The 13,151-nt window shown below is 35.4% G+C and carries 11 protein-coding genes; 4 read left to right on the forward strand and 7 right to left on the reverse strand.

From position 1 onward, the window contains the following. On the forward strand, nucleotides 1-481 hold a 481-nt coding region (locus L1S35_RS03050; protein ID WP_236396499.1), incomplete at its 5' end, for a T9SS type B sorting domain-containing protein. A 233-nt stretch (nucleotides 482-714) separates the two neighbouring features. Here L1S35_RS03050 and L1S35_RS03055 read toward each other — a convergent pair. Then, a complete protein-coding gene (locus L1S35_RS03055) occupies nucleotides 715-1,911 on the reverse strand; it encodes a pyridoxal phosphate-dependent aminotransferase (protein ID WP_236396501.1) in 1,197 nt (398 codons plus the stop codon). Between the two features lie 169 nt (nucleotides 1,912-2,080). On the opposite strand from L1S35_RS03055, the gene L1S35_RS03060 reads away from it, so the two are divergent. After that, nucleotides 2,081-3,409 carry an aspartyl protease family protein gene (locus L1S35_RS03060; RefSeq protein ID WP_236396503.1) on the forward strand — a complete coding sequence of 443 codons (1,329 nt, stop codon included), beginning with the start codon at nucleotides 2,081-2,083 and terminating at the stop codon, nucleotides 3,407-3,409. A 29-nt stretch (nucleotides 3,410-3,438) separates the two neighbouring features. Here the strand turns inward: L1S35_RS03060 and L1S35_RS03065 are convergent, their stop codons facing one another. Beyond that, entirely contained in the window at nucleotides 3,439-3,873 is a 435-nt protein-coding gene (locus tag L1S35_RS03065) for a DUF1573 domain-containing protein (RefSeq protein WP_236396505.1), read from the reverse strand. A gap of 270 nt (nucleotides 3,874-4,143) precedes the next feature. On the opposite strand from L1S35_RS03065, the gene L1S35_RS03070 reads away from it, so the two are divergent. Beyond that, on the forward strand, nucleotides 4,144-6,774 hold the full coding sequence (locus tag L1S35_RS03070; protein WP_236396507.1) for a valine--tRNA ligase: 2,631 nt from the start codon (nucleotides 4,144-4,146) through the stop codon (nucleotides 6,772-6,774). Between the two features lie 43 nt (nucleotides 6,775-6,817). Here L1S35_RS03070 and L1S35_RS03075 read toward each other — a convergent pair whose 3' ends face one another. The 5 genes from L1S35_RS03075 to L1S35_RS03095 form a co-directional block, all read right to left on the reverse strand. Beyond that, a complete protein-coding gene (locus tag L1S35_RS03075; protein WP_236396509.1) occupies nucleotides 6,818-7,450 on the reverse strand; it encodes an outer membrane beta-barrel protein in 633 nt (210 codons plus the stop codon). Between the two features lie 155 nt (nucleotides 7,451-7,605). Further along, entirely contained in the window at nucleotides 7,606-8,025 is a 420-nt protein-coding gene (locus tag L1S35_RS03080; protein ID WP_236396511.1) for a nucleoside-diphosphate kinase, read from the reverse strand. A gap of 67 nt (nucleotides 8,026-8,092) precedes the next feature. Continuing rightward, the gene (locus L1S35_RS03085) at nucleotides 8,093-9,265 is read right to left on the reverse strand and encodes a T9SS type A sorting domain-containing protein (protein ID WP_236396513.1); all 1,173 of its coding nucleotides are present in this window, start codon (nucleotides 9,263-9,265) and stop codon (nucleotides 8,093-8,095) included. A gap of 102 nt (nucleotides 9,266-9,367) precedes the next feature. Continuing rightward, nucleotides 9,368-10,960, reverse strand: coding sequence for a bacillithiol biosynthesis cysteine-adding enzyme BshC (gene bshC, locus L1S35_RS03090; RefSeq protein WP_236396515.1), 1,593 nt, complete (start codon nucleotides 10,958-10,960; stop codon nucleotides 9,368-9,370). Between the two features lie 15 nt (nucleotides 10,961-10,975). After that, complete coding sequence (locus tag L1S35_RS03095; protein ID WP_236396517.1) at nucleotides 10,976-11,926, reverse strand: hypothetical protein; 951 nt, start codon at nucleotides 11,924-11,926, stop codon at nucleotides 10,976-10,978. Between the two features lie 96 nt (nucleotides 11,927-12,022). On the opposite strand from L1S35_RS03095, the gene L1S35_RS03100 reads away from it, so the two are divergent. Beyond that, nucleotides 12,023-13,144, forward strand: a complete 1,122-nt coding sequence (locus L1S35_RS03100) for a cysteine desulfurase family protein (protein ID WP_236396519.1) — start codon at nucleotides 12,023-12,025, stop codon at nucleotides 13,142-13,144. The last annotated feature ends 7 nt before the right edge of the window (nucleotides 13,145-13,151 follow it).

The following is a 13,151-nucleotide window of genomic DNA, read 5'->3' on the forward strand; positions in this document are numbered from 1 at the left end:
AGGATACACAGTAACGGGCGCCTTTAGCGATACACAGGTTATTACGGTTACAGTAGAAGGTTATGGAGCACCGGATTATCAGTACAGTTTGGATGACGGACCAAGACAGGATAGTAATGTGTTTGAGGGCGTTAGCATGGGTACGCACGTTATCCATGTTTGGGATGCCAAAGGTAATATTGCCTACAGTTGTGAGGAGTTAGTTATAAATGAGGTTTATATCATTGATTATCCGCATTACTTTACTCCGAATGGAGACGGCATTCATGATACTTGGAATGTTGTTGGATTAGATGAGGCAAAAATCTTCATCTTTGACCGCTATGGCAAACTGCTTAAACAAATCAGTCCGACAGGAGCGGGTTGGGATGGTACGTATAACGGACATCTGTTACCATCGGATGATTACTGGTTTACGGTTGACTTTGCAGAAGGTGGTGTGATGAAACAGTTTAAGTCACACTTTGCGATGAAGCGATAGTTTGAGTTATCAATTATGAGTTATAAATTATAAGTTAAAAAGCCCTGATTAAGTCAGGGCTTTTTTTATGGGAAGAAAAATCAAACGTGATAATAGCCCCGATAGCAGCGAGCTACCGTGTAGCGCGGATAGCGGGAGCAGGGTTGTGGAGAAACACAGACGTCCGCTCCTGAAAAGAAAAATCCCATCTCGTATCAAACAAGACAGGATTTTATTAAATATAATTTGAGAAATTATTTTTTATTATAAACTTCCAAAGCATCTTTAAGGATGGCAACAGAGCGAATCAAATCATCTTTTTTGAGGACATAAGCAATTCGGACTTCATTCAAACCAACGTTTGGTGTTGAATAAAAACCAGCAGCCGGAGCAACCATTACAGTTTCTTTATTATTGTCATAAGACTCTAAAAGCCATTGGGCAAAATTATCTGCGTTCTTTACCGGCAGTTGTGCAATACAATAAAAAGCGCCTTTTGGTGTGGCTACTTTTACGCCTTCGATTTTTTGTAATTCGGCTATTAAGGTGTCTCTTCTTTCTTTGTATTCATCGATTACATCATCAAAATAACTTTGTGGGGTGTCTAAAGCGGCTTCACTGGCGATTTGAGCATAAGTTGGCGGACTCAATCTTGCCTGCGCGAATTTCATAGCCGTTGCCATTACTTCTTTATTTTTAGAAACAATGCATCCGATTCGAGCACCACACATGCTGTATCTTTTCGAAACTGAATCAATCATAATGGCGTTTTGTTCTATTCCGGGAACATTCATTACAGAAAAATGCTTTTCATTTTCATCATAAATAAATTCTCTGTAAACTTCGTCGGCAATCAGAAACAAATCGTGCTTTTTAACGATTTCGGCTAATTGGAAAATTTCCTCTTTTGAATATAAATATCCTGTTGGATTTCCCGGATTGCAAATTAAAATTGCCTTCGTTTTTGGTGTAATTAATTTTTCGAAAGCAGCTATTGGAGGTAATGCAAAACCTTCATCGATAGTTGAAATAACCGGTACAACTTTTACTCCGGAAGCTGTTGAAAAACCATTGTAATTGGCATAAAAAGGCTCTGGAATAATGATTTCATCATCGGTATCCATAGTGCTTCCCATAGCAAACAATAAGGCTTCAGAACCGCCGGTTGTGATGATTATATCAGCAACATCAATAGGTAATCCGTGTGATTTATAATAAGCAGAAAGCTTGGTTCTGTAACTTTCAAAACCAGCAGAATGACTGTATTCTAAAACTTTTATATCGGCATTCTTAACTGCATTCAGTGCTACATCCGGTGTTTTGATATCAGGCTGACCAATGTTTAAATGATACACTTTGTGACCTTTCTTTTTAGCAATTTCTGCATAAGGAACCAATTTTCTGATTGGCGATTCGGGCATATGCTGACCTTTCAATGATATTTTAGGCATGACTTTTTTGTTTGCTTCGGCTACACGATTGTTATCGTGATGCTGACGTTTGTTTGTGGTGCAAATTTGCGATTTTTTTCAGAGGTAAACAATTCATCCAATATTTATAATTTGTTAAAAACACCATTGGCAGAGAATTATTTTTTATTTTTATAGAAAATCATTTGTAATGCGTGCAAAGCTGCTATTATTTTTTCTGTTACTTTCTGTTCATGGATTTAGCCAATCTGAATTTAAGATAAACAATCTAAAAAATAAAGTTGTTATTCCTTTCAAACTTATTAATAATCTGATTTTTATCCCGGTTACGATAAACGGGGAAGAATTGACTTTTTTATTAGACACCGGAGTCGAGCAAACAATACTTTTTAGTTTGGATGAAAAAGATGAAGTCAAATTATTCGAAGTAGAGAAATTAAAACTCAGAGGATTAGGGAGTAAAGAAGCCATTGATTCGTATAAATCATCCGGAAATAAAGTAGAAATAAAAGACTTTGTCGATTATAAACATGAGATTTATGTTGTTCTTGACCAAGAATTTAATTTTTCTTCCCATGTTGGAATTCCAGTAAACGGAATTATGGGCTCTAATTTTTTTAAAAAGCATATTGTTGAAATAAATTACGACAAAAAGAGGCTTACGGTTTACGACCATAATCACATTAAAATAAACAGTCTTCTGCAAAAGAAGTTTGTTAGAGAGCCAATAACTATCGAAGATAATAAGCCCTATTGTGTTTTAAACATTAAAGCCGGTGAGCAAACTGTTCCTTCAAAATTATTAATAGACACAGGTAATAGTGATGCGGTTTGGGTTTTTTTAAATAGAACTGATAAAATTAAATTACCCGAAAAAAACATACAAGACTATCTTGGCAGAGGATTTAGTGGGAACGTTTATGGCAAAAGAGCCAGATTGAGTAGCTTTGAATTCGGCAATAAAACATTCAACAATCCTTTGATAACTTTTCCCGATTCGACGTCTTTGAAAAGTGTAAATTTTGTTCCGAATAGAGTTGGTTCTCTGGGAAGTGAAATTATTTCGAGGTTTACTGTTGTCTTTGATTATGTAAACAATGCAGTTTATACCAAACCTAATAAAAAGATAGCCGATCCATTTCATTTTAACATGAGCGGAATAGAAGTTGAGCATGCCGGTTTAGAATGGGTAACGGAAGCTGTAGATGAGAGAACAGTTGGTGGTATAAAAATATATACTGATAATACTCAGAATAGAATTCAAAACAGCTTAAAGATTCATTTTACACTAAAACCTGTTTTTAAAATAGCAAGTGTCAGAGCAGGCTCCGAATCCGAAAAAGCAGGACTAAAAGTGGGAGATAAAATTATCAGAATAAATAGGCAAACAACACACTGGCTCAGCATCCAATCGATAAATGAACTTCTCAAATCCGAAGAAGGAAAAGCAATCGAAATAGAAATCGAAAGAAATGGAAAACCCTTTAAATTCAAATTCCAACTCAAAAACATTATATAAAAAAGTCCCGATTGTAATCGGGACTTTTTTTATTGCATCATCGGACTGGTTTTCTTTTTTTCTAAGAGATTCACAATAGGTTTCTCTATAACTTCTCCTTTAATCTTTATTGCAACACGACCTTCGTCAACATTCACAGCATTACTTTCAACCGTAATTGTTTTTCTGATTGGTCCGGTATGCATGTTGTATTTTACATCAATCTTTCCGGTTTTGCCGGGTAGAATTGGTTCGGTTGGTTTTGATGGCACTGTACAACCACAAGTTGATTGCACATTCTTAATAATCAAAGGTTCATCTCCGGTGTTTGTAAACTCAAAAGTGCGAAGACCACTGTCATCTTCTTTATTTACTGTTCCATAATCAATGGTATTATCTTTGGCTTTAAACTCAATTCTTGGTCCTTTTTGCGCAAAAACTGCAGCATTTATAAGGATAACAGTGATAAGTATATATTTTTTCATAGGTCAAATGTGTTATTTGGTTAGTAAAAATACTTCGTTTAAATTAATGCACAAAAATTTAATTCTTAATTTTTTCTAAAGTCTTTATTAATTACTTTTGCAGTGCAGTTTACAAAAGGTGTGCCATTACGATTTGGAGCGAGTGGTCAGTGATTGTCAGTTATCCATGTTCCCGCTGTCCGAGCTACATGGTAGCTTCTACCATCGGGGCTAAAAGAAAAACGTATCGCACTTTTGCAAACGAATAAACAAATAACCGAATAACCAAATATGTCGATTCCCGCACAGTTTAACGCAGCAGCAGTAGAAAAAAAATGGTATGACTACTGGATGAAAAACAACTATTTTCATTCAAAACCCGACCATAGAAAACCATATACCATTACGATTCCGCCACCAAACGTGACCGGAGTTTTGCACATGGGACATATGCTAAACAATACTATTCAGGATGTTTTAATTCGACGTGCGCGATTAAAAGGTTTCAATGCCTGTTGGGTTCCGGGAACTGACCATGCTTCAATTGCAACCGAAGCAAAAGTGGTAGCGAAGTTAAAAAGCGAAGGCATCAACAAAAACGATTTAACCCGAGAAGAATTTTTAAAACACGCTTGGGATTGGACAGACAAATACGGCGGAACAATTTTAGAACAACTAAAACAATTAGGTTGTTCCTGTGATTGGGATAGAACTAAATTTACCATGGATCCTGATATGTCAGCATCTGTAATTCGTTCGTTTGTTGATTTATATAACAAAGGCTATATATATCGCGGTTACAGAATGGTAAACTGGGATCCTGAAGCCAAAACAACCTTATCAGACGAAGAAGTAATCTTTGAAGAAAGACAAGGGAAATTATACTTTTTAAAATATCAAATAGAAGGAAGTTCAGACTTCTTAACTGTTGCAACCACACGTCCTGAAACTATTTTTGGTGATACCGCAGTTTGCATTAATCCAAATGACGAACGCTTCACACATTTGAAAGGTAAAAAAGCAATCGTACCAATTTGTAATAGAGTAGTGCCAATTATAGAAGATGAGTATGTAGATGTTGAATTCGGAACAGGTTGTTTAAAAGTAACGCCTGCGCACGATATGAACGATAAAACATTGGGCGAAAAACACAATCTTGAAATCATAGATATCTTCAACGAAGATGCCTCTTTGAATTCTTATGGATTGCATTACCAAGGAAAAGACCGATTCGTTGTTCGTGAGGAAATTGCCAAAGAATTAGAAACTACAGGTGCTTTAGCCAAAACAGAAAACTATTTAAACAAAGTAGGAACGTCAGAAAGAACAAAAGCCGTAATCGAACCTCGTTTGTCCGATCAATGGTTTTTGAGCATGGAAGAATTGGTAAAACCTGCCATCAAATCGGTATTGGAAACCAAAGAAATTAAATTATATCCTTCTCGTTTTGATAATACGTATCGTCATTGGTTAGAAAATATCCGCGACTGGAATATTTCGCGTCAACTATGGTGGGGACAACAAATCCCGGCCTATTTCTATGGAGACGGAAAAGAAGATTTCGTTGTTGCCGAGAATATAAATGAAGCATTGGAATTAGCGAAAACCAAAACCAACAACCAACAACTGACAACCGATAACCTGACTCAAGACGCTGATGCTTTAGATACCTGGTTCTCCTCTTGGCTATGGCCAATGGCTGTTTTTGGTGGAATAATGGATCCGGAAAACGAAGACTTCAAATACTATTATCCAACAAATGATTTGGTGACCGGACCGGATATTTTATTCTTCTGGGTTGCCCGTATGATTATCGCAGGTTATGAATATACAGGAAAAAAACCGTTTTCAAATGTATATCTTACAGGTTTGGTACGTGACAAGCAACGTCGCAAAATGTCAAAATCGTTAGGAAATTCTCCGGAACCGTTAGAACTAATTGAAAAATTTGGTGCCGATGGTGTTCGTGTTGGATTGCTTTTAAGTGCTTCAGCCGGAAATGATATAATGTTCGACGAAGAATTATGCAACAACGGTAAAGCATTTGCGAATAAAATATGGAATGCCTTTAGATTAATAAAAGGTTGGGAAGTTGCCGATATTCCACAACCGGAAAGCTCTAAAGTCGCTATCGAATGGTACGAATCTAAATTACAGCAAACCTTAGTAGAAATAGAAGACCATTTCGAAAAGTACAGATTGTCCGATGCATTGATGGCAATTTACAAATTGGTTTGGGACGATTTCTGTTCCTGGTTTTTGGAAATGATAAAACCTGCTTACCAACAGCCAATCGACAGAGCGACATTCAACAAAGCCATTGATATGCTGGAAGCGAATTTGAAATTACTGCATCCATTTATGCCATTCCTTACAGAAGAAATTTGGCAGCATATTACCGATAGAACTCCGGAACAAGCCTTAATTATTGCTGAATATCCAAAGATGACTTCGTTTAACGAAAAACTAATAACTGATTTCGAATTTACTTCTGAAGTTATTGCCGGTTTGAGAACTATTCGTAAAGAGAAAAACATCGCCATGAAAGACGCTATTGATTTAAAAATAGTAAACAGCGAAAAGGTTTCAACTTATTTTGACAGTGTAATTATGAAACTTGGTAACATTGTTTCTTTAGAATATATCACCGAGAAAGTTGATGGTGCGTTAACGTATAGAGTAAAATCTAACGAATACTTTATTCCGGTTTCAGGGAATATTGATATTGCTGCCGAGATTGCTAAACTAAATGAAGAGTTAAAATATACCCAAGGCTTTTTAAGAAGTGTTCAAGGCAAATTATCTAACGAGAAGTTTGTTGGAGGCGCACCCGAAAAAGTACTTGAAATAGAACGAAAAAAAGAAGCGGACGCTCTGGCAAAGATTGCTACAATAGAGCAGAGTTTAAAGAGTTTACAATAATAAAAGTCCCGAGCAATCGGGACTTTTATTTATTATAGTAGGCTTAAAATTTAAATCCTAATTTAAAATAAACAGCATTAATGTTTTCTATTTTTTGTTCGTTTCCGTCTTTTTTCATTTTAGTAAAATCGCTCTGTCCTTCAAAACCTAAACCAATATTGATTGCATCGCTAACGACAAATTTGGCACCAATCTGACTTGAAAATCCAAAATTCCAACCTTGATTTTTAGCACTACTATTTCCGGTTACCGTTTCCAGTTCTTGTTTAATCAGACTATTGGCATATAATCCTAATCCAACAGTGAAAAATATTTTTTGATTCTCTGGATTTTCTTTATTGAAAATAGCAAAGTCATTATTGAATTGTACCGGAATGTGCAGGTAAGAATTTTTCAAACTGGCAGTATTTCCTGCAATAGTTGGGTTTGCATTAAATTCTAAAAAGCCAATCCCTGATGAGATATTCCACTTTTTCCCTAAAGGCAATGAGAATAATATATCTGCACCATTAACATTTCCGTTTAATCCCACATTACCGGTTTGCTTCAGTTTGGCAAATCCTAATTTGGTATTGACCGTAAACTCTAAATTGCTTTCTTTTTTTTCAGATGTTGATTGTGCCAAAGCGGTGCAAGAGATTAAAATCACTAAAACTGAAATCAGTTGTTTTTTCATAAAGTTTAAATTTTGGTTGATAAAAAGTATTGTTTAAGAAAACGAAAGTATAAATTATTGTATATGTAGGTTTATGCCTTAACATTTATTTTTGATTAATAAAAAAATCCCACATCTTTCGATATGGGATTCTAAATAATATATTCAGTTTTGAATTAGAACTGCTCCCTTCCTGCAAAGTGGAAAGCACTTTCGATAGCTGCGTTCTCATCGCTATCTGAACCGTGAACCGCATTTTCGCCCACTGAAGTTGCATATTTTTTACGGATAGTTCCTTCTGCAGCTTGTGCCGGGTTTGTAGCTCCGATTAACGTTCTGAAATCTTCAACAGCGTTGTCTTTTTCCAAAATTGCTGCTACGATTGGTCCACGTGTCATGAATTCTACTAATTCTCCGTAGAAAGGTCTTTCAGCGTGTACAGCGTAAAATGCTTTTGCATCTGCTACTGTTAATTGTGTTAATTTCATTGCTACAATTCTGAAACCACCTTCAGTAATCATATTTAAAATTCCACCGATGTGTCCGTTTTCAACACCATCAGGCTTAATCATTGTAAATGTTCTATTCGTTGCCATTTTTGTTTATTTTTAATTTCGGTGCAAAAGTAAACTTTTTAAACCATTATTAAAAATAGAACGACTATCAATTCTTGATAATTTTTTGCACGGCAAAATCTAATCCGGATTTCACTTTTACAAAATAAACACCATTAGTCAAAGCACTTCCATCCAATTCAAATTGAGAAGCATTTGGCGTAAAACTTTGAATTGTTTTGCCCGTAACATCAAAAAGTTCAACACTGTCAATTGTTGCACTATGTGACAGATTCCAAATAGCGTTTGAAGGATTTGGATAGATTTTTACTTCAGAAATAGAGTAGGTGTTATTAGATAGCGTATTGGTAAACGAATAATTTCCGCTAGTTCTTTCAAAAGAAATATCATAAGTACCTGCTGTTACCGGAATGTTTTGCCCATTTTGAATTCCTGTTCCTGTTGGAAAATCAAGAGAACCCCAATTGGTAGTCCAATCGTTGTCTTTTCTAAACTTGACTTCACCATCGGTCAGTGCTAAACCGGAAATAGTATAATTAAATCCATTGGTAGTTGTCAAATCAGTATCAGCTGCAAGAAAACCATTTAATGCAGTTCCCAAAATACCAACACTTGGATAAGCAAAACTATATTCGCCTGTATTTTTATTAAAAGTTACAAACCATTCGCCTCCGGTTACCTGTATTGTTGGACCGCCACTAACTGCAGTTCCGGTCGGAAAAGAAACACTTCCCCACGTGTTCATACTGTCGTTGTTAAATCGAAAATAGGCTGTTCCGCTTGTAAAATAAAAACCCGAAAGTGTGTAAATGACTCCATCAGTTGTAGTCATGTCAACATCAGCGCCACCAAATCCTAATATAGAATCTACTGCTGGTCCCCAAATTCCGATATTTGTAAAACCAGATGGAATAAAAGTATAAGTTCCGTTACTTCTATTGAACGTAACATCATAAGTACCGGCCTGAGTCATAATGTTTGCACCATTTTGAGTTCCGGTACCTGAAGGAAAATTTGCAGAACCCCAGTTGATTGTCCAACTGTTGTCTTGTCGGAATTTCAATCCGGTAGTTGCTGGATCTGTCGCAGTTGTAATTGCTACATTGTTTAATGTATACGTTATGTTGTCCGTAGTATTCATAACCGTATCAACAGCCCAACTTCCGGAAGGACTGGTACTTCCAATCATTGAAATTACCTGACCAAAATTAAATTGAATGCATAAGAATAGGGCAGTAAATAAGAGTAGTTGTTTTTTCATAATAGCTTGGTTTTATATTAGTTTTTTAAAGTTAATAAAACAAAGTTTACATTATGAAATTATGAAAAAGCGAAAACGTTTTCGTGTTGAAAACTTATCGAATTAAAGAGTGATTATCGTAAAATTAGACTCTAATGGTTCTAGTTTTTGAAAGAGTTTTTCCAAAAGTTCATTACTTACATTCAAATAAAACTCGGAGAAATTGGCTTTTCGTTCCTGTAATCCTTGATTAGGAAACAATTCGTTTTGAAGCAAAATGATTTGTTCCAGTTTTTCGGCGTGAACCCTTTTCTCTGCTTTTAGCAAACGTTTTTCTAGGTTTTCTAATCCTTTTATTTGCTTGGTTTGTTGTGCTTTAACGGCACCAATAAATGATTTGTCGGTTTGATTGGCGATTAGAAGTAATTTTTCAAACTGCTGTTTTAAATGCTCTTTTTGCTCGGAGAAATCAATGTTGAATTTTGAAAACTCTTTTGTCTTTTGAGTAAACAACTCTTGTTGGTTGCTGAATAAATCTGCCCAGGAAAGGTTCAACTTGTCCGCTCTTTTTATTTGTTTTTCGGTTGCTAACAAAACAGAGTTACGTACTAAAAGCATTGGAAAAGTTATCTTGTTCGCTTCAAAATTTGATTGTAACTGTAGCCAGTAAGCAATTTCTCCGCCACCGCCAATGTAACACAAATTAGGTAAAACGATTTCTTCATACAAGGGACGAAGAATAACATTTGGACTAAACTTCTCAGGATTGTTTTCGAGCAATTCTAAAATTTCTTTTTCCGAAAATGCTAACTTAGTATTGTTTATTTTAAACTGATTGTCTTCAAATACAATGCGTTCACGAAGATTATCTTCAATATAAAACAGATTGATTTCTCTTGGATTTACCTGAATATCATAACTCTTTTGAAGCAATAAATTTGTTTCAGAAACCTTGTGAAATGAGGTTTTATTCATCAGTTCATTTTTGACGAAAGGAGCGAATATTTGTTTTAAACTTTTATCATCACCGTCAAGAATAACCAAGCCTTTATCTCCAAATAGTCTATTTGCCAAAAATCGTGTGGCATCAGCAAGATTTTTATGCTTTAAATAACTGTTTTCAAAAAGCTCTTTTAAATAAGTCGCGTTGTTACCTAGTCCTAATTCGGAAGCAAAGACATCTAAAACATCCTTTAAGCCGTCTGTCGAGAGTCTTCCAACCGGACCATAACTTTCCTTATTCCATTTTATTTTCCCATTCTTGAAATTGAAATAGTTTATTTCTTCAAAATCATGATCTTCTGTCGCCATCCAATAAATCGGAACAAAATCATATGATGGATGTTCTTTTTTTAAAGTAGCACAAAGATTTATAGTAGAAATAATTTTATACAAAAAATACAAAGGTCCGGTAAACAAATTCAGTTGATGACCGGTTGTAATGGTAAAAGTTTTTGTATTGGATAAGAGTGAAATATTTGCCTTTGTAGCTTCTGAAACCTGAAAACCACTGTACTGATTTCCTAGAGCAGTAACCAAACTTTTTCTATTTTCTGCCGGATAGTTTTGCTCTTTTTCTTCCAGTTGACCTTTAAAATTTTCCTGAGTTGGAAAACGATTGTAAAGCGATTTTAATTCGGGTTTCTCGTCTAAATAATCTGAAATTAATTTAGAGAAATATCCTGATTTTTGATAGCTAATACAGTCCGTAGGCATGATAATCTGGTAAAATTAATTGGTTATAAATGTTCCAAAAAGATAATCATCGCCTAGAGAAAATTCACTGTTTCCTTTTTTTAAAGTAACTTTTTTTAAACGTATAGTATGCAGAAAATCAGAACCTAATGATGTTGTACTTACTTCGATAATTCCGCTTGTAGCTTCAATTCCATCTACAGCATCCCATTGTTGTGTCAGGGTTGGACTAGACGGAACAGTTGTAGCACAGAAATATGCATCGGTTATTGTACCATTATATAATCGATAGGATAATTTATTAGTAGCGCTAATCAACCTGGTCCTTGGAGTTGTAGTTACTTCACTCGCAAATAATGCTTCATAATCAGCAACATCTAAGGTAAAAACCTCGCCACCGCTAAAATCATATATTTTTGTGCTACAAGCACTTTTATCCACTTCGCGATTGAATCCAAATGCTAATGGACTTACAGTGGTGGCATAATTTCCAAAGACAAAAGTTTCATATACTTGTGGTCCGGTTGGTTTTTGAAAAGTTATGTTTTTAAAAACAATATTATAAGTATAGCCGGTAATTCGAGTGGAATTGTCGGTTGAGTTAGTCGACTTAATTGCAGTAGATGTGATTTGAATTGTGCCTGATGTCGCATTCCATTCTTCCTTTAGATTTGGTGTTGCATCAGGTACAGTTGGACAAATATTATTTGAACTTACATCTCCATCATATTTTCGGTAAGTTACTTTGTTGGCAGAATTTATAGAAACTTCAATAGGAGCACCATCCAGCGTCGCATCAGCTAAAAAAGTTGAAGCCGGAATTTCAATAAAAAGCATTTCGCCATCTTTAACTTTATAAATCACATCTTTAGCACTGCATTTTGAGGCAGAAACTTCAGAAAAATCAATAACATCAACAGTTAAATTTCCATCGTCACAAGCAGTAATAATCAGTAACAATGTGAGTAAACATAAAATTCTTTTCATCGGAATAGTAAAATTTTTAAGCAAAAATAAGTTTTTTATACTATTAAATTTCGCCTTTTATCATTTAATTAAGAACAGTACTTTTATATTTGCAAAATGAAAAAAATATACCTCGATAACGCAGCAACCACAGCAATTCGTCAGGAAGTTATAGATGAAATGATGAAAGTTATGCAGTCAGAGTATGGAAATCCGTCATCGACACATAGTATTGGCAGAAGCGCTAAAGCTATTATTGAAACTTCGAGAAAAACGATTGCCAAACAGTTGCATTGCAATGCACAGGAAATTGTTTTTACAGCAACAGCTACCGAAGCTACAAATTGGATTTTAAGAAGCGCCGTGAAAGACTTTGGCGTAAAACGAATCATTACATCAAAAGTAGAACATCATGCTACATTGTACACCGTTCAAGCTTTGCAGGAAGAATTTGGAATTGAAGTTGAATTCGTAAATGTTGTCCATGACGGAACTTTAGATTACGCACAATTCTCGGAATTGCTTTCCGGTAATATCAAAACACTAGTTTCTTTAATGCATGTGAATAACGAAACCGGAGTTGTCAATGATATTGAAAGGATAGGAGCTATGTGTCACCAAAATAAAGCTTTGTTTCATTGCGACACAGTACAGTCTATTGGAAAAACAGAATTGAATATACATGAACTAGCGGTTGATTTTCTGGTGGCCAGTGCGCATAAATTTCATGGACCAAAAGGGGTTGGATTTGCCTTTATCCGTAAAAATTTGGTCTTGCAACCCATGCTTTTCGGTGGTGAACAGGAAAAAGGCTGGCGTGCCGGAACGGAATCGGTGCATCAAATCGCCGGAATGGCAAAAGCACTTGAACTTTCTTATGAAAATTTGAATGAGGAAAGAGAACAAATTTCTGAGCTGAAAGCGTATTGTTTCGAAAAATTGCAAGCCACTTTTCAGGATGTTACTGTAAATGGCAGCAATACATTTTATAATATTTTAAATGTTGTATTACCTTTTGCTCCCGAAAAAACGGCTATGATTTTGTTTAATTTGGATATGAAAGGCATTGCGGTTTCCCGCGGCAGTGCTTGTCAAAGTGGAAGCATTAAACCATCACATGTGCTGGCAGAAATGCTTAACGATGATGAGTTGAAAAAACCAAGTTTGCGTATTTCATTCAGTCATTATAACACCAAAGCAGAAATTGATTATTTAGTTTCAGCGTTAAAAGAAATTTAAATGGCAC

This window comes from Flavobacterium anseongense (assembly GCF_021608185.1).
In the GTDB taxonomy this organism is placed as follows: Bacteria; Bacteroidota; Bacteroidia; order Flavobacteriales; family Flavobacteriaceae; genus Flavobacterium; species Flavobacterium anseongense.